General features: G+C 55.8%; 18 protein-coding genes. 8 read left to right on the top strand and 10 right to left on the bottom strand.

Annotated features, from left to right (window positions below; translation table 11 throughout):
* Nucleotides 1-229: 229 nt before the first annotated feature.
* The gene (locus JET16_RS28445; protein ID WP_199624456.1) at nt 230-655 is read right to left on the bottom strand and encodes a bactofilin family protein; all 426 of its coding nucleotides are present in this window, start codon (nt 653-655) and stop codon (nt 230-232) included.
* Complete coding sequence (locus JET16_RS28440; protein WP_199624454.1) at nt 655-1,674, bottom strand: M23 family metallopeptidase; 1,020 nt, start codon at nt 1,672-1,674, stop codon at nt 655-657. The genes JET16_RS28445 and JET16_RS28440 overlap by 1 nt, the downstream gene beginning before the upstream one ends.
* 241 nt (nt 1,675-1,915) lie before the next feature.
* Between JET16_RS28440 and JET16_RS28435 the strand changes: the two genes are divergently transcribed.
* Together JET16_RS28435 and cls are read left to right on the top strand one after the other, a co-directional pair.
* The gene (locus JET16_RS28435; protein WP_199624452.1) at nt 1,916-3,007 is read left to right on the top strand and encodes a ParM/StbA family protein; all 1,092 of its coding nucleotides are present in this window, start codon (nt 1,916-1,918) and stop codon (nt 3,005-3,007) included.
* A 231-nt stretch (nt 3,008-3,238) separates the two neighbouring features.
* A complete protein-coding gene (gene cls, locus JET16_RS28430) occupies nt 3,239-4,672 on the top strand; it encodes a cardiolipin synthase (protein ID WP_199624450.1) in 1,434 nt (477 codons plus the stop codon).
* Here cls and JET16_RS28425 read toward each other — a convergent pair.
* The 3 genes from JET16_RS28425 to ku all read right to left on the bottom strand — a co-directional run bounded on the left by JET16_RS28425 (nt 4,664) and on the right by ku (nt 7,833).
* Entirely contained in the window at nt 4,664-5,554 is an 891-nt protein-coding gene (locus tag JET16_RS28425; protein ID WP_199624448.1) for a DNA polymerase domain-containing protein, read from the bottom strand. The genes cls and JET16_RS28425 overlap by 9 nt on opposite strands.
* 378 nt (nt 5,555-5,932) lie before the next feature.
* A complete protein-coding gene (locus tag JET16_RS28420; RefSeq protein ID WP_199624446.1) occupies nt 5,933-6,898 on the bottom strand; it encodes an ATP-dependent DNA ligase in 966 nt (321 codons plus the stop codon).
* Nucleotides 6,895-7,833: a non-homologous end joining protein Ku gene (gene ku, locus JET16_RS28415; protein WP_199624444.1), complete on the bottom strand. Its 939-nt coding sequence runs from the start codon at nt 7,831-7,833 to the stop codon at nt 6,895-6,897. Before ku ends, JET16_RS28420 begins: the two co-directional genes overlap by 4 nt.
* Nucleotides 7,834-8,072: 239 nt before the next feature.
* Here ku and JET16_RS28410 point away from each other — a divergent pair, with 239 nt between their 5' ends.
* From JET16_RS28410 to tsaD, 6 genes are all read left to right on the top strand, one after another.
* Complete coding sequence (locus JET16_RS28410; protein WP_199624442.1) at nt 8,073-8,276, top strand: H-type small acid-soluble spore protein; 204 nt, start codon at nt 8,073-8,075, stop codon at nt 8,274-8,276.
* 148 nt (nt 8,277-8,424) lie between these two features.
* Nucleotides 8,425-9,453, top strand: a complete 1,029-nt coding sequence (gene thiL, locus JET16_RS28405) for a thiamine-phosphate kinase (RefSeq protein WP_199624440.1) — start codon at nt 8,425-8,427, stop codon at nt 9,451-9,453.
* A gap of 45 nt (nt 9,454-9,498) precedes the next feature.
* Nucleotides 9,499-9,987 carry a tRNA (adenosine(37)-N6)-threonylcarbamoyltransferase complex ATPase subunit type 1 TsaE gene (tsaE, locus tag JET16_RS28400; protein WP_199624438.1) on the top strand — a complete coding sequence of 163 codons (489 nt, stop codon included), beginning with the start codon at nt 9,499-9,501 and terminating at the stop codon, nt 9,985-9,987.
* 58 nt (nt 9,988-10,045) lie between these two features.
* Nucleotides 10,046-10,777, top strand: a complete 732-nt coding sequence (tsaB, locus tag JET16_RS28395) for a tRNA (adenosine(37)-N6)-threonylcarbamoyltransferase complex dimerization subunit type 1 TsaB (protein WP_233532396.1) — start codon at nt 10,046-10,048, stop codon at nt 10,775-10,777.
* A 20-nt stretch (nt 10,778-10,797) separates the two neighbouring features.
* Complete coding sequence (rimI, locus tag JET16_RS28390) at nt 10,798-11,265, top strand: ribosomal protein S18-alanine N-acetyltransferase (protein WP_199624434.1); 468 nt, start codon at nt 10,798-10,800, stop codon at nt 11,263-11,265.
* Between the two features lie 206 nt (nt 11,266-11,471).
* Entirely contained in the window at nt 11,472-12,521 is a 1,050-nt protein-coding gene (gene tsaD / locus JET16_RS28385) for a tRNA (adenosine(37)-N6)-threonylcarbamoyltransferase complex transferase subunit TsaD (RefSeq protein WP_199624432.1), read from the top strand.
* Nucleotides 12,522-12,548: 27 nt separating this feature from the next.
* Here the strand turns inward: tsaD and JET16_RS28380 are convergent, their stop codons facing one another.
* The 5 genes from JET16_RS28380 to JET16_RS28360 form a co-directional block, all read right to left on the bottom strand.
* Nucleotides 12,549-12,920, bottom strand: a complete 372-nt coding sequence (locus JET16_RS28380; RefSeq protein ID WP_199624430.1) for a zinc ribbon domain-containing protein — start codon at nt 12,918-12,920, stop codon at nt 12,549-12,551.
* A gap of 100 nt (nt 12,921-13,020) precedes the next feature.
* Nucleotides 13,021-13,434 (bottom strand): immunity protein YezG family protein, encoded by a 414-nt coding sequence (locus tag JET16_RS28375; RefSeq protein ID WP_199624428.1) that lies wholly within the window; start codon nt 13,432-13,434, stop codon nt 13,021-13,023.
* Nucleotides 13,435-13,436: 2 nt separating this feature from the next.
* Entirely contained in the window at nt 13,437-14,309 is an 873-nt protein-coding gene (locus JET16_RS28370; RefSeq protein ID WP_233532395.1) for a DNA/RNA non-specific endonuclease, read from the bottom strand.
* Nucleotides 14,306-15,463, bottom strand: a complete 1,158-nt coding sequence (locus JET16_RS28365; protein ID WP_199624426.1) for a hypothetical protein — start codon at nt 15,461-15,463, stop codon at nt 14,306-14,308. The genes JET16_RS28370 and JET16_RS28365 overlap by 4 nt, the downstream gene beginning before the upstream one ends.
* Nucleotides 15,460-16,062, bottom strand: a complete 603-nt coding sequence (locus tag JET16_RS28360) for a DUF6789 family protein (RefSeq protein WP_199624424.1) — start codon at nt 16,060-16,062, stop codon at nt 15,460-15,462. The genes JET16_RS28365 and JET16_RS28360 overlap by 4 nt, the downstream gene beginning before the upstream one ends.
* Nucleotides 16,063-16,248 lie beyond the last annotated feature (186 nt).

The raw sequence follows: 16,248 nt of genomic DNA, 5'->3' as shown, positions 1-16,248 counted from the left end.
AACCGGAGTTTCTCCGGTTAGTAAGGCGAAGCGGGCCGAAAGTGCCGGATACATGTGCTGTAAGCGAAAAATTTCGGCTGCAAGTTCGTGTCAACAAAGAGTCGACAGTCTCTTTATTGACCCTATAGTATCCACGGCAGCTCCGTTGAGAAAGCATCGGTAAAGCAAGGGGCCGTCCCAAAGTCATCCTTGATGACATTTGGGACAGCCCCTTCGTTGTCATAGCATATTACATGGCTACCGAGCCGTACGATTGGGACCCGGAAGAAGATTTCTCCGGCTCCGGTTTCGCTTCTTTGCCTGCGCCTTGCTTCCCTTCCATCTTGCTCGTACCCTGGAAGACGGCTCCTTCGGCGATGACGAGCGTTTGCGCCGTGGTGTTGCCGTACAGCTGACCCGTGGCGGTAATCGTCAGCGTCCCCTTGGTAGTAACGCTGCCGTGAACGACTCCTGCGATAACCACATTGCGTGCGGTAATGTTCGACTTGGCATTTCCGGCTTCGCCGATGGTAACGTCTCCCTCGCACTCAATATCGCCGATCAACCGGCCTTCGATTCTGATGCTTGCCTCCGATTTCACTTTGCCTTCAAATACGCTGCCCTCGCCGATCAATGTGTCGGTGGCGCTTACATCGATGCGTTTTCCTTTAAACATCACGCGTCATCCTTTCTTCCTGGCTGCAAGTATGGTTTGGGATTGATCGCTGCGCCATGTTTATGTACCTCGTAGTGAAGGTGCGGCCCGGTGCTGCGTCCCGTGGAACCGAGCAGACCGATCTTCTCGCCCTTCGCAACGCGTTGGCCATGGTCCACTAAAACTTTATTTAAATGCATGTACACGGTTTCCAAGCCGTTGCCGTGATTGACGAACACGAAGTTTCCCATCGCGCGGTCATATCCGGTGCGGCTCACCTTTCCTGCGGCTGTCGCGTACACCGGATCGTTCACATCGCCGGAAAAATCGATGCCGCGGTGATACGCCGAGCGGCGTGTGAACGGGTCTTTGCGGTATCCGAACATCGAGGTGATCCGCTTCGACTCCGTCGGGAAGATGGACGGCGTTATGCTGCGTATGTAAGCGAGGCGTTCCGCATCCTTCTTCGCTTCATGGAGAGCGGCTTGAAGCCTTTCGGTTTCGCCGCCGAGCGTCTGCATTTCCACGCGGGTCTCTTGGGACCGGGCGAGCAAGTCTTCGGATTCGATCGGATAAAGCTCGCCGCCGACGGATTCGGTTTCCTGCGTGAGGCTTGCTTTAGCGTTGACCGCGACGGGAACCGCTTTATTGCCGGGTTTGTTGGCCGGGCCGCCGCTTTCCGTGATGGACAGCAATTCTTGTTCCAAGCCTTGCAAATCTTCCACTTTCGACCGCATCTGATCGGCTTCGGCGAGCAGCTTTACAAACTCGCTTTGAAGCTGTTGGATTTCCTGATCTTTGGCTGCTACAAGCTTTTCCATCGATTCGCGGTCAATGTCCCATTTGGCTTTCAATTGGCCGTTGGTGTTGAGCATTACGCCTTGAAGCAGTGCCAGAGCCGCCGTAATGGCGACAAGAATGAGCAGGGCGGCAGGAATCAAATACATCCAGAGAACCGGCAACCGGAATTGCCGCACCTGGCTGTTCGCTTCAGGGATTACAACGAGTGTCAGCTTTTTCTCTTTCCAATGGGGAAGCATATCGTCTCCTTAGGTCAGTTGAAGTATTCGCTTGACTCAAATAGTATGAGCGTTTTTGTCAAGAAAAGCCTTAGCAATATTCGCCATATTTCGACGATTTTCCTGCTATCTAAGAAAAAATACCCAGTAAAATAGAGAAAAAGCAGGAATTTCGTCGAACAATCTCGAAATTTCAATGACTTGTAAGGTTTTTCGCTTCGATCTTCATCGGGTTGCACATCGGAAGGAGGAAAGATGAAGAATGGCAAAGTTAGTCGGTATTGATGTGGGCAATGATAGTGTTAAAATTGTGTTGGAAGGCATTCGGGAGCCGATTGTCGTTCCGAACGTAATTGCGCCGGGATATGAACGTCTGGTGCTTCAAGAAGAAGAGTCGCCTTTGCAAGCTTTGGACGTATCCGTTCACAGTCCGTCTCTCGGGAAGAACGGCAGGCGTTATTTCGTAGGCGCATTGGCCGTCGAGCATGAAGACAATTTCGAGCTCGAGGAAACCGATAATAAAGCGGTATCCGACCAGTCGCTCATTGTGGCGCTCACCGCGCTGGCCTATGCCGGCATCATGTCGCAAGCGTACGGCAGCGCCGTTAACAATGCCGCCGAAGAGGTGGAGTATGTCGTCGGAACCGGACTCCCGGTCCGCACGTACGCCAAGTTCAACCGAACGTTCGAGGAGCGGCTCGCCGGCGAGCATGAAGTGACGTTCCATTCGACCCCCCGGTTTAAAGGACGGAAAGTGAAGGTCGTCATCCGGAAAGCCGTCGTTGCGATCGAAGGAGCGGCGGCCGTATATCATATGGCGACGCATGAAACGCTCCAGGTGAAGGAAGAAGAACTGTACTACGGCTGCATCGGAGTGTGCGAAATCGGTGCATTGACGACGGATTTCCCCGTTGTGAAGCGGCTTTCGGTCGACAATCATTTCAGCCACGGCGAACAGATGGGGATGTCCACGTATTTGGACGGCATCATCCGCGATGTTGAAGATATGTACGGCTACACGTTCCCGAGCCGTGCGAAGCTTGTGCAGCGAATCAAGAACCGCAACTATACGATTCAACGAATCGGCGAAGGGCAGGCGGATATTCGAGGCATTGTCGACTCCTATTTTACGCGCGCCGCGCGGAAGATGGTCGAGCTGATCAAGAAGCGGTGGAACAAATACCCCGATATCCAATGCTTTTACGTAATCGGCGGGGGAGCCGCGGCGTTAAAACCGTATATACTGGAAGAGGCAGGTTCCATGCGGCTTCGCTTTGTGGAAGACAGCGAGCTGCAGAACGTGTACGGCTATTTGAAAATCGCGAAAAGCCGTCTTGCGCAGACTATAAATTAAGCGAATCTTAAGAAAAACTTCTATCGATGTACTTAAAGAAAAACTTCTTCGAAGCACATGCATAGAAGCAAGACCGCGAATAGAGGAAGTTTTTCTTGCGGGTACGTCATTCAGCGGAAGTTTTTCTTACAACCAATCTCCGCTTCCGTAAGACGAAGCGGAGTTTTTTCGTTGCATCGGCGTGCTTCGAAAGAAACAGCAAACCATGAGTAAGCTTAGGGGGTGGGACGATTGATTTGGCTCGTCGTCATTTTGGTGCTGTATTTATTCCAATTCATTACGATCATGGCGGCAGAGTTTCGTCGTCCGTCCAAAGCCGTCGCTTGGTTGTCGATCTTGGTCATGTTTCCGCTGGTCGGTTTCATCATGTATTATTTTCTCGCGAAAGAATACGGGCGCCGCAGGAAGGTGCGCAGGAAGAGCCGCGCGGCGGCGGAGGAAGGCAAGAGGCAGCGCATGTGGCGGCTGCCGTCCGTCGAATCGCCGGAGCATTTCCCGAATCCGGCCATGCACGGACAGAAACGGCTGTTCGGCATGCTGCGAAGCTTTCCGGATGCGCCGGTCACAATAAGGAATGCGACCGAAGTGCTTTCATCGGCGGAAGCCGCGTATAAACATATGCTTCAACGGATCGAGCGCGCGAAAGACCATATCCATCTTCTCTATTATATATGGAATGACGACGACGTCGGCCGCACATTCCAGAAAGCGCTGATCCGCAAAGCGCTGGAAGGAGTGAAGGTGCGCATCATTTACGACGGGATCGGCTCCTATTCAACGCCCAATACATTCTGGAATGAGCTGCGTGACGCGGGGGCGCAGGTCAAATGCTTCCTTCCGGCCCATATCGCCTTTTTTGACAAACGCATCAACTACAGAAACCACCGGAAGCTTACGATCATTGACGGTTATTGGGGCTATATCGGCGGAATCAATATCGGCGACGAGTACTTGGGTAAAGATAAGAAGCTTGGGTTCTGGCGGGATACCTGCTTACACATACGCGGAGATGCGGTGTACGGACTCCAGAGAACGTTCATCAGCGATTGGAGGTTCGTCAGCGAGGAGCGGCTCGAATATTCGGACGCCCTGTTCCCGAAGCACGACGTCCAGGGAACCGAGGCGCTGCAAATATTGCCTGACGGACCGGACACCGATGCGGACGCGATTCAGGAAGTACTCTTCTCGGCATTCTCCTCGGCGGAGCGGCGCATTCTCATAACGAGTCCGTATTTTATTCCCGACAACAGCATTATTATGGCTTTGAAGACGGCGGCTATCGCTGGGGTGGACGTCCGCATCGTCATCCCCGGAGTGGCCGACAACCGGTTGACGCTCTGGGCGTCGCTTTCTTATGTGGATGAGCTGCTGCAGGCGGGAGTGAAGATATACCGGTATCAAAAAGGTTTCATCCATGCCAAGACGATCGTCGTTGACAGCCATTTTGCATGTGTAGGTACGGCGAATATGGATTTGCGAAGCTTTTACAGCAATTTTGAAATCATTGCGGCCGTGTTCGATGCGGGCACGATCGGCAAGCTTGCGGACGACTTCATGCGCGATATGTCGGACAGTGTGGAGGTGACGCTCGCCTCGTTCGCCAACCGTCCCGTCATTCAGAAGGTGAAGGAAGCGTTGGGAAGGCTTGTGTCCCCGCTACTTTAATATGGAGAGCACGTGATCCAGAGACTGCGGCTCGACGGTGCGGATAATGTCTCCGAGGCGGGTAAGACGGTTCTCGATGTTGCGGAGGTGGAAATCCTTCGGCGTGATTCCCTTGTCCAATTCATCCGGAAAGAGGGGCGTCGAGACGGTTGCTCCCCGTTTGGCGCGGGGGGTGTAGGGCGCGGAGAGCGTTTTCCCGTACCAGTGCTGCAAATAATCGAAATAGATCAAGTCGCCGCGGTCTTTCTTCATCCGCTCGATCGTAAACAGCTTCGGATGCGACTGGACGAGGAAGTCCCCAAGAAACTTGCCGATCTTGCGCAGCTGCTCGAACGTGTAGCCGCGGCGGATCGGAACGTAAATTTGCACGCCGGTGGCGCCCGACGTCTTCGGGATGCAGCGGATGTTGAGCGAGTGCAGCAAGTCTACGACGATTTTGGCGGCGCGCATGATGCGCGGCTCCTCCTCCACGGACGGATCGATGTCGATCAGCCATTCCGCGGGGAGTTCGTCGTTGATGTAATGAAACGAAGGATGAAATTCAAGGCACGCTAGATTGCCGAGCCACAGCAGCGTCGGAATCGAGTCGAGCACGACGTAATTGACGCCTCCGAGCTGCGCCGTACGCACGAATTCCGGCGCGCCTTTGGGGCAATTTTTTTGATAAAACGATTCGTCGTGAATTCCGTGCGGCCACCGTATGGTCGTCAAGTAGCGGTTCGCGGTATATGGGAGCAGGTACGGCGACAACGCGATGAGCCGGTCGAGGAACTCGAGCTTTGTGATGCCCTCTTCCGGCCACAGCGGTTTGTTCGGATTCGTCACGATGATCTCGTGTCCGTCGATCGTGATGACCCCTTTGTCTTTCGAAGCGGTTGCCATGGTCGGTCGCGCGCCTCCTTTCGTTTCGGTCGTTGGTTGATGGCTGATGGCGGTTTGTCTGAAATCGGGCGGATGTCGAGCGCGCAATAACTTCAAAAAATGAAGTTATTTGTCAGGTATTGATTCAGAGGGTCAAATATTGACCTTATTTTTGTGGATAGGGTCAATATCTGACCTTACGTTTGGCTGGCTGGGATTACGGAGTCTCCATAGGGTCAATAATTGACCCTAATCCGCCAACTCGCCTGGAAAAATGCGCGCCCGGACAATGAATACAGTCAAAAATTGACCCTATTTCGGCGATTAAGGTCAACTTTTGACCCTAACTCGAGCCCGGGGACGGACGCGGTGGACTCGAGCGGGAAGAGACGAGCGAGCCTATCGCTGGGTCGGGCCGGGAGACTCTAACGCTGCGGCGAGGAAGCGCTCGAGCGCGGGCGGATCGGCGAGCTTCGGATGGCGAAGCAGCCCGTCAGGCGTCACCTCCAGACCGGTGACGGAGAGCTTGAACGGTCGCGCGAGCCAGGCGACCGTTTCGCGCTTGAGGTCCGCGGGCAAGGCGCGGAACGGCATCGCTTCGGCGCGGTGCGCAGCGGCATAAGCGTCCAGGGCGGAACGGCTGCGGCCGTTCAGCCCGAGCGATACGCGGCCGAAGTAGGCGCCGTCGTACACGGTAACGAGGCTCGCCGCGCGGCCTTCGCGGATCGTTACGCCAACGGCCGTCACGTCGTAGCGCTGGATGACGCGCTTCTTGAACGCGTCCTGATGATTCTTCCCTTCGCGGTACGGCGCGGACAAGCGCTTGCTCACGATGCCCTCCCACCGGTGTGCTTCGACCCAATTCCACAGCGTCTCGCCGTCCGAGAACAGGTCGGTCACGAGCAGCGCGGAATCGCCGCCGGGCGGAAACGCTTCGCGCAGCGCGGCGAGACGATCGCTGTAAGACCGGTATCGGATGTCGTCGCGGCCGATATGAAGCAGGTCGAACAGCACGTAGCACACGGGCTGCTCCTCGCTGCTGCGCGCAAGCGCCGCGGCGGTGCGGGTGCGTTCGCGCTGCAGCACCTTCTGGAACACCGGCCGCTGCTCGACCGGATCGAAGTATACGATCTCCCCGTCGAGCAGGAACGTTCCCTTCAATCGCCGAAGCGTGCGGACGATCTCCGGATATGTCGCGTCTTTGCGCAGCAGCTTCTTCGAATACAGCTCGACTTCCCCGTCATCCACGATCGCCAGCGCCCGGACGCCGTCCCATTTCAGCTGATATCCCCATTCGTCGCCCTTCGGAATATCGTCGCGCGAGATCGGGCCGAACGGCTCCCGCGGCAAGACGGGCTTGCTCATCTCCGGCGCGCCGGCTCCTTCCCGGCGCCGTCTTTCGCGTCGTCCTCGGCTCCGGCGGCCTTCCTCCGCGTGCGCTTCGGCTTGGCCGCACCCGCACCCGCACCCGCACCCGGCGCACCTGCTCCGGCAGCGCCTCTGTCCGTCGCCGCCGCCACATCGGGCGATTTGTCTTTCGCCGCTTCCAAGCTTGCCTGAAGCGCGGCCATCAGATCGATCACATTGGTCCGGCGCGGTTCCGGAGCGATCTCGATCTCTTCGCCGGCAATCTTCTTCTCGATCAGCTCCATCACTTGCTCGCGGTATTCGTCGTGGTACTTCTCCGGCTCGAACGGAACGGACAACTGCTCGATGAGCATCTTCGCCATCGTCAGTTCTTTGTCGCTCACGTTCATTGTCGTCTGCAGGTTCGGCACTTGCGCCGCCGGGCGAATTTCATCCGGATAAAAAATCGTCTCCATCGAGATGCAGTTGCCCACGATCCGGATGGCCGCGAGCGACGATTTGTTGCGGATCGTCACCCGGGCGATGCCGATTTTCCCGGTGTCTTTAAGCGCCTGCTGCAGCAAACCGTACGCGTTGGCGCCCGTATCTCCGGGGCCCAAATAGTACGTCTTCTGGAAATAAATCGGATCGATCTCCTCCAAATCGACGAAATCCAAAATTTTAATTTCGCGGGAAGCGTCCGCCGCCAGTGCGTCAAGCTCATCCTTCTCGAATCTGACGAAACGTCCTTTCTCATACTCGAAGCCTTTCACGATCGCCTCGTTCTCCACCGGCATTTCGCAGTTGGGGCACCGTCTCGAATACGAGATCGGCGTGCCGCAGTCCCTGTGCAGCATTCTCATCGAGATGTCTTTGTCCTCGGTCGCGGCATACATTTTAACAGGTATATTCACAAGTCCGAACGAGATGGCGCCTTTCCAAATCGTATGCATGGGATGTCCTCCTAATTTTGATATCTATTATGCGCTTTTCAGCGTCACACCAAACGGTGCGAAGCCACATTTTGAGTAAGACAGCGTTACCAAAACAAAACATTTTTTCATTGGAAAGACTTAGTTTATGCTCAGAGGCTGGAGGAGCCCGTTGCCGTGGGCCGGATAATTTTGGCGGAGCTGGAAACACTACAGGTTGAACTACGGCTGCCAGCCGATGACTAACGGAGGTACTGGACATGGATGTTAACCGCGCGAAAGAAATTATCGAGAGCCCCGAAAGATTCCAAGTGGAGATGAACGGGAAACAAGTGTGGATCGACAGCGTCGACGCTACGACGCAGATGGCGACGGTGCACGAGGAAGGCGACCAGCCGCGCGAATCGATGACGGTTCGGGTTCAGGAGCTGACCGAGGTCGGCAAAGCTGCGACGCGGATGTAAGTTTGGAGGAAGGCGCCCTGCCGGCGAGATGCTGCCGGGGGCGCCTTTTTGCAAGCGGGGAAAGTCCCCTCCCTTGCTTGCCGCCGCTTTCTGCCGATATAATGAGGGAACACAAGGGAATTAAGGAACGGATAACAGGCGGTGCTTCATGGACGAATTTGCGTTAATCCGGCGGTTGACGGCTGGGCGTGCGGATGCGGGCGCGGGCGGTTCGAAGCGAACGGGAGTTGTGGTCGGCGTCGGCGACGACGCGGCGGTCGTGGAGCCGGCTCCGGGGAAACACATGGTGCTGACGTGCGATACGATGGTGGAGACGGTGCACTTCCTCCCGTGGACGATGCGCGACGAGGACACGGGTTGGAAGGCGATGGCGTCCAACATCAGCGATTTGGCGGCGATGGGCGCGGAGCCGCTGTACGCGCTTGCGGCGATTAGCGTGCCGCGGGGGTTTTCCGCCGAGCGGGCGGAGCGCTTGTACGAGGGGTTATACGCGTGCGCCGCGAAATACGGCGTCGCGTTGATCGGCGGGGACACGACATCGTCCCCGCAGCATTTCGTCGTCACGGTAACGGCGGTCGGGAGCGTGGAGCGGGAGCGCGCGCTGCTGCGCTCCGCCGCCAAGGCCGGCGACGTCGTCTTCGTGACGGGGGCGCTAGGCCTGTCGTCGGCGGGCCTCGATTATTTGATGCGTCGTCGGCTGCCGGCCGAACAGGAAGTCGAAGGCGACCTGCCGTACGCGGAGCTGATTCGGGCGCACCGCAGGCCTGATCCGCAAGTGGCGGCGGGCCGCGTGCTTGCGATGTCGGTGGGGCTTGCGCACGCGTTGAACGACATCAGCGACGGGCTCGCGAGCGAAGCGTGGGAGATCGCGGAAGCATCAGGCGTCCGGATCGCATTGGATGCTTCCGTGATTCCGGTGGACGGCGCGTTGGCGAGGTATGCTGCGGACGTCGGCAGGGATGCTTTGGACTTTATTTTGTACGGCGGCGAGGATTACCAGCTCGTCGGCACGGCGCCACGGAAAGGCGCCAACGCGCTGCTTGCGGCGCTGGCCGATGCGGGGTGCGCTCCGGCGGTGATCGGCGAAGTGCGGGAGGGCGAGCCCGGGGTGGAGCTGTTGACGGCTGACGGACGGGTTGAAGCGGTCGCCAAGCGCGGGTACAATCACTTTGCTTAGTTGAGATTGGCGGGAACATTTTTCCCATGGAAGGGGTTGCGGGCGATGGCGGGGAAGCGGTACAGGTTTTACGCCGGAAGCGAGAACGAGACGGAGCGGCTCGCGAAGCATCTTGCCATGCGGGCGGGTCCGGGGCACCTGCTTGCGCTTGACGGCGACCTCGGCGCGGGAAAGACGAGATTCTCGCAAGCGTTGGCGAAAGCGCTCGGTGTGAAGGAGACGGTAAATTCGCCGACATTTACGATTATTAAGGAATATGAGGGCGAGCGGATGCCTTTTTATCATATGGATGTGTACCGGGTTTCGCCGGAAGAGGCGGAGGAGCTCGGGTTGGAGGAGTATTTTTTCGGGAGCGGCGTGACGGTCGTCGAGTGGGCGAGCCGCATTCCGGAGCTGCTGCCCGACGAACGGCTGGATATGTATATTTCGGTGCTGGGGGCGACGGAGCGGGAGTTTGCGCTGACGCCCCGCGGCTTCGGGTATGAGGCATGGTGCGGGAAGTTGGCGGAATTGGGGGTACTGGCAAGTGAGTGATGTGAGAGCGGGCGCAGCCGCGGCGGGCCGAGGGCTTGCAGACGGGCCGGTGCTCGCGATGGATACGTCGACGGCCGCGATGTCGGTCGCAATTGTCGAGGGGCACAAAGTGCTGGGAGAGACGCAGTCGCTTTCGGAGCGGAACCATTCCGTCAGGCTGCTTCCGGAAATCGATGAATTGATGAAGGGATGCGGGGTGCGTACGCGCGACTTGCGTGCGGTTGCGATCGGCGTGGGCCCTGGATCGTACACGGGCGTGCGGATCGGCGTTACGGTGGCGAAGACGTTCACGTGGTCGCTCGGACTGCCGCTGTATGCGGTGTCGAGCTTGGAGGCGCTGTCGCTCGGCGGCTGGTTGGCGGCTTGCGGCGCGTCGCCGACTGTGAGCGCCCCGGCTTGGGTGGTGCCGGCGCTGGACGCGCGGCGCGGGCAAGCCTACACGGCGGTGTACGCCGTGGACGTTGGCGGCGCGTGGTCGCGAGTGCGCGCCGACGGCATTGAACTGTTCCGGGGGTATGCGGAACAGGTGATGCGCGCGCCGGAACGGCCGGGCGCGGTTGTGTTCGTCGTCGGCGACGAGGATTCGTTCGCCGGCGAGGTCGGCGCCGCTGCCGAGGGAAGCGGCACGGTGGCGCTGCGCGTGCCGCATGCGATGCGGGCGCGGGATATCGCCGCCGTGGCGCGCAGGCACGGGGCGGCGGCGCTGGTGCGCGATCCGCACGATCTCGCGCCGAATTATACGCAGCTTGCCGAGGCGGAGGCGAAATTGATCGCCCGCGCACCGGAATAACGAGAGGAAGGTAGTAGACGATGGCGGCGACAGCGCCTGATGTGACGTTTCGCATGATGCGGCAGCAGGATATTCCGGCGATATGCGAGATTGAGGTGGAATCGTTCACCGCTCCTTGGTCGGAAGCGGCGTTTATGAACGAGTTGACGCAAAATCATTTTGCCCATTACACAGTGATGGAGTACGAAGGGCGCATCATCGGCTACGGCGGGATGTGGATCATTATCGATGAAGCGCACATTACGAATATTGCCGTGCGTGCGGCTTATCGCGGCCGCAAGCTCGGCGAGCGGCTGCTGGCCGAGTTGGCCGTGAAGGCGTACCGGCTCGGCGCGGCGCGCATGACGCTCGAGGTGCGGGTGAGCAACGTTGTTGCGCAGCGGCTGTACGCGAAGTTCGGCTTCCGCGGTGTCGGCGTGCGGCGCGGGTACTACTCCGACAACGGCGAGGACGCTTTGATCATGTGGGCGGATTTGCCGGCGGTATAAGGTCGAAATCGGTTGTTGGCTCGGTCGTAACCGGACAAACTCCGGTTAAGCGAGCCGAAATCGGCTGTTGGCCCGGTCGTAACCGGACAAACTCCGGTTAAGCGAGTCGAAATCGGCTGTTGGCCAGGTCGTAACCGGACAAACTCCGGTTACGACTGTATGGAGGCATTTTTATAACGATAAGTGTAACGAAAGGAGGCCGGAGGATGGCAACGGACATAACGAACGGCGAACGGTGCCTCATTTTGGCGGTGGAGACGAGCTGCGACGAAACATCGGTCGCGGTGGTGGAGAACGGAACGAATATTCTCTCGAACATAGTCTCGAGCCAGATTGAGACGCACCGGCGCTTCGGCGGGGTCGTGCCGGAAATCGCGTCGCGCAAGCACGTGGAGACGATGACCCGCATCATGGAAGAGGCGGTGCGGGAAGCGGGCGTGGAGCTGCGCGATTTGACCGCCGTCGCGGTGACGCAAGGCCCGGGACTTGTCGGGTCGCTGCTCGTCGGCATCGTCGCGGCGAAGGCCCTTGCGTTCGCGCTTGAGCTGCCGCTTATCGGCGTGCACCACATTGCCGGACATATTTATGCGAACGCGCTGGTGCAGGAGCTGCGCTATCCGCTTGTCGCGCTTGTCGCGTCCGGCGGGCATACGGAGCTCGTGCATGTCGAATCTGAAGGCCGCTTCCGCCTCATCGGACGAACGCGCGACGACGCCGTCGGCGAAGCGTACGACAAAGTCGCGCGCGCCATGGGACTTCCGTACCCGGGCGGCCCATACGTGGACAAGCTTGCGCAGGAAGCCGACGAGGAAATCGAGCTTCCGCGCGCCTGGCTGGAGCAGGAGTCGTACGATTTCAGCTTCAGCGGCATCAAGTCCGCGGTGCTTGCCGTCGTAAATCAAGCGAAGATGAAGGGCGACGTCGTCAATAAAGCCGGACTTGCCCTCGGCTTCCAGAACTCCGCCGTCGACGTGCTTGTGACGAAGGCGCTCCGCGCCGCGAAGGAATTCGGCGCCGAGCAATTGCTGCTATGCGGCGGTGTGGCCGCGAACAAAGGGCTGCGCGCCAAACTTAGCGAAGCCTGCGATGAAACCGGCATCCCGCTCGCGGTGCCGCCTCTTTCGCTGTGCACGGACAATGCGGCCATGATCGCCGCGGCCGCTTATTTGAAGTGGAAACGCGGAGAATTCACCCCGCTCGACATGAAGGCGGAGCCGTTGTTTTCGTTGGAAGAATGGTCTGTGATGCGAGCTTGACATTGTATTCGTCGACGAGCAGTCCGCTCAGTCCTCAAGATTTGTGCCGTAGTCAAATTTATTCCCGCACTCGGGACAAAATTTGGCGTTTGCCGAGACGGATGTACCGCAAACACACTCTTTTTCATTTCGAACGTCGATAATTTTTTGATCCAGTAACTTTATCTCTTGCTTCAACTGAGAAATGAGCTGACATACGGCACGAACTTCACTTTCGGACTGGGACATATCCCCTTTCGAAAATGCTTCAAAAACCGCTTTGCCGATGAAGTTATAGCTCTTCTCGATTTCCTTCTCTTTCACGGAAATTTGTGTCTTTAAACGGGTAAGTTCAACGGTTTGTTGCGCTTTTTTTGCAGCCTCGGATGCACCCTGTTTAAATTTGTCAAATAAGGACATTCAAACTCCTCCTTGCTTGCATAAAGTGCAGTGCATGCCCTATGTTTGCCAAACGGATTTTTATGTCATTTATATTATAAATATTATGCCGTCATAGGTTTCAGTCTAAATATCGAGCTTCCCACTTCTCTTGTTTCTCAACAGGGCTTATTTGCGAAATGTCCTCATACCCATAGTCGATTTTCATTCGGCCCGTGTTATCTAACGTGTAAGTTAAACTCGTCCATTGCTCTTGTTCCTGCGCCTTGAATTCATTCCAAAGCTGCTCGAAGCATTCATAGAGCTCTTGCTTTAAACCTTTGTGATGACGTCTATCCACATTAAAAATATCCGTTATATCCAAGCTATATACCGGTTTTCCCCGGTTTTCCTGCGGATAGTAATAAAAAAACACTTGAGAAAATCCTTCTCTGAACTCCGCGTACAGCAAGATCTTTTTCCAATCTTCCGGAATCATATTATTCAAGACGTTGGCTATTTTTTGGTATAAAGCTTCCATTTGTTTTGTTTCCAAATTTACGGACCCCCTTCATAATTCGTTAAATTCACTTCATATTTCTTGCCGTCGATTTTATATTCCACTTCAAATTTCGAAGGACGGGCCGAGTCCCCGCTATATATAGGTTCAACTCTGACTTCAACCGTTTTGCCTTCTTCTAAAGCCTTTTTCCAAGTGTTCTCCAACACTTTATACTCGCTCCTGTTCAGTGTAGCATCCATCGGTACCATGTTGTCAATTTCGCCGGAACCTTTGAAAATGCTCGCCACCAGATGTCCGCCGTCATCGCTCGATAACCTGTCCTCCCCGCCGACCTTCCTTTGCGCATATTTATTCCGGTCTGCTTTACCAAGCTGCAAATTGGCCTCCGCGCTCGCTATTCTTCCGTTACTATCGGTTGTATAGCGGTAACCTTCATTGGTTGTGTACTCAATGTCGGGTTTCAACGCTTTCTTGCCGTCAACTTTCGTATAGTGGTCTCCATAGTCCACCTTTTTAAGGGAACTGCCTGCCTCGCCAACCGTATCCATCGCCTTGCTTGCATCGGCCAGATCGTCGCCCAGCTTCCCTAGCTTCACCAGCCCCGGCACCGCTCCGACGAACGGAATAATGCCCATGGCCCTTTCCCATTTGGCCAATTCTTCTCCGGTTATCAGGTCTCTTCCGGTGATGGATTCGATAATCCCTTTCGCAGTGCCGACAATAGGAATAAAATCAAGACCGATGCTGAGGATGGTGGCAAATATGGCAAGGCCGACTGTCGCGGCAACCGCGGCTCTAAGCGTGCCGAAGCAATCGCCCAAGCTGCTGCAGTTATCCGCATACGCAATCTCGGGAAACAACGCGAAAAAGACGATGAAAATCGGTATTACGGTCCACCTGCGCATCATGTCTTTTGCTCATCCCCTTCCTTGACCGGTTTCTCCGCCGTACCCGGAGTGAGCAAAAAGATGATAATCATCGAAACCACGGTTAAATACAGGACCGGTCTGAACGTATTCGTTTGACCCATAAGACCGGCCAATAACGTTTGCGAAAGATAGTGAACAATGAAAAAACCGATCCCAAGCCGTATGAGCAGCGGAATTCGTTCCATGAGCCGAGCCCAAAATCCGAGCGGCAACGGAATGACTCCTTTCCTTATTCCGAGAAGGCAAAAGGTAACGCCGGCGATCACAACCGCATCAAAGAACGACTGGTACACGCCCGACAGCAATAAACAAGACCATATCGTCGCCGCGATCAAAAGGAACCACTTGTTCAGATTCTCGGTTAAAGACTGCACAACAGGCGCCGACAACAGCCGTTCTTGCAGAGGATCCAGCTTGGAGCTGAGATTTGCTTCAAACGCGGTCCACCCTTGAATCACCATCCGTGCGGCCGAAGCCGTAACCGCGATGACGACAATCACCATCCCATGCTGCTGCAGCGGAGCCATTGCCCGCACCGTCGGATCAAATCCGCGCCATGTGAACAACGGCCGCAGCAATACAGGGGTCGCCTGCGTCCATAAATATACGAGCACCCCGGTTAATGCAACGTGGAGAATGGCGGCGATCACGAATTTCGCCTTCAATCGGATGCCCGGCAGCTTGATTTCGGCTGCGAGCATTTTGATAGCCACGGGAAACTTGATGAGCAGAATCGCCATGATTGCATATTCAATGATCTTCGGTATTCCATACAGTATGGGGCTGGAAATGATATCTTTCAGCGCGCTGCCGGCAAAAACATCACCCGCAATATATCCCAGCAGAAACATCATTCCAAGCTGGGCGCTCATGGTGCCGATTGCGGCCATGAGCATCATCAGCGTAAGTGATTCGGAAAATACTTGCCTGCTTTCGGGCTCCAGCCACCCGGCAGCCAAACCCGACAACAGCACAAGAGGCGGCGCAATAGCGGAAACGACCGGCCAAGCATTCAAGTAAAAGCCGTCAAGCAAATTGTGAGTCAGTTTTGTTGATAGCCTTCTTGCCAAAAGAGGTACCCGCACCCACCATATACCCGAAATTTTCGCGGCCAAACTACTTTGATCGCTCAAGAGGCAACCTCCTTCCTAAGAATTAGTCTCTTAGCCATGTACCCCAAAGTAATTCCGTAGACAAAATGACCGAATACGGACACCGACAAAAATTCATCCAAAGCCTTTAGCCCAAGCCAACCGGGGTATACGGTCACCATCATCGCTTCCAGGATCATGGCCCAAAGAATACCCATCCAGATGCCCCGCTCGCCGAAGGCAATCGTATAAGCGATCCCAAAGCCGATGCCGTTGGCGATATGAAATACGAATCCTAAAATCGTAACCCAGAAACCGGCCTGTTCCGCGCCGACAAGCGCCTTGCCGAAAATGTTAAAAATATCGAAAGGCCAGAACATAATGCCGGTTATTTTAATGAGTAAAAAACGAAACACGTCATAAAGAGCGGTTGCCAGAGCGCCGGCTATAAGACCGGTTACTACTCGCCTCTTCAAGTCAAGCCGCTTATTTTCCGAGCTTTTGCGCCATATGAAACTTCCGATAACCAGTGCGCAAATTAATATAACAAACGTAGTCGCGAGCAAAGAAATTCCGGACATAACATAGACCAATAAAGCCGCACCCGTTGACAAAAATAACGCCGCAAACGTTTTTTTCATATGTACCTCGCTTGTTGTTGAAAGTAATTTATGTTAATAATAATATCGTTGCAGGGGTTTTGGTATATTTTTCTATGCCTCAGCAACGAAAATAATGTGTTGACGAGCCTTTTCTCATTGTGTTAAATTTTAGGCAGTTGAATATTTCACAGAGCGAAAGCATCGCCTGGTTACCGCTTGAATGAA

The organism is Paenibacillus alkalitolerans, assembly GCF_016482785.1.
GTDB classification, from domain to species: domain Bacteria; phylum Bacillota; class Bacilli; order Paenibacillales; family YIM-B00363; genus Paenibacillus_AE; species Paenibacillus_AE alkalitolerans.
The sequence above is the reverse complement of the archived record's forward strand: the minus strand, read 5'-3'. Positions and strand labels throughout refer to the sequence as shown.

Coding starts and splice junctions, on each gene's coding strand:
- rimI (WP_199624434.1), top strand. CDS start 10,798: ATGGCGGCGACAGCGCCTGATGTGACGTTTCGCATGATGCGGCAGCAG.
- tsaB (WP_233532396.1), top strand. CDS start 10,046: ATGGATACGTCGACGGCCGCGATGTCGGTCGCAATTGTCGAGGGGCAC.
- JET16_RS28425 (WP_199624448.1), bottom strand. CDS start 5,554: ATGGCAACCGCTTCGAAAGACAAAGGGGTCATCACGATCGACGGACAC.
- JET16_RS28420 (WP_199624446.1), bottom strand. CDS start 6,898: ATGAGCAAGCCCGTCTTGCCGCGGGAGCCGTTCGGCCCGATCTCGCGC.
- JET16_RS28380 (WP_199624430.1), bottom strand. CDS start 12,920: ATGTCCTTATTTGACAAATTTAAACAGGGTGCATCCGAGGCTGCAAAA.
- JET16_RS28410 (WP_199624442.1), top strand. CDS start 8,073: ATGGATGTTAACCGCGCGAAAGAAATTATCGAGAGCCCCGAAAGATTC.
- JET16_RS28435 (WP_199624452.1), top strand. CDS start 1,916: ATGGCAAAGTTAGTCGGTATTGATGTGGGCAATGATAGTGTTAAAATT.
- ku (WP_199624444.1), bottom strand. CDS start 7,833: ATGCATACGATTTGGAAAGGCGCCATCTCGTTCGGACTTGTGAATATA.
- JET16_RS28445 (WP_199624456.1), bottom strand. CDS start 655: ATGTTTAAAGGAAAACGCATCGATGTAAGCGCCACCGACACATTGATC.
- tsaE (WP_199624438.1), top strand. CDS start 9,499: ATGGCGGGGAAGCGGTACAGGTTTTACGCCGGAAGCGAGAACGAGACG.
- thiL (WP_199624440.1), top strand. CDS start 8,425: ATGGACGAATTTGCGTTAATCCGGCGGTTGACGGCTGGGCGTGCGGAT.
- JET16_RS28440 (WP_199624454.1), bottom strand. CDS start 1,674: ATGCTTCCCCATTGGAAAGAGAAAAAGCTGACACTCGTTGTAATCCCT.
- JET16_RS28370 (WP_233532395.1), bottom strand. CDS start 14,309: ATGATGCGCAGGTGGACCGTAATACCGATTTTCATCGTCTTTTTCGCG.
- tsaD (WP_199624432.1), top strand. CDS start 11,472: ATGGCAACGGACATAACGAACGGCGAACGGTGCCTCATTTTGGCGGTG.
- JET16_RS28360 (WP_199624424.1), bottom strand. CDS start 16,062: ATGAAAAAAACGTTTGCGGCGTTATTTTTGTCAACGGGTGCGGCTTTA.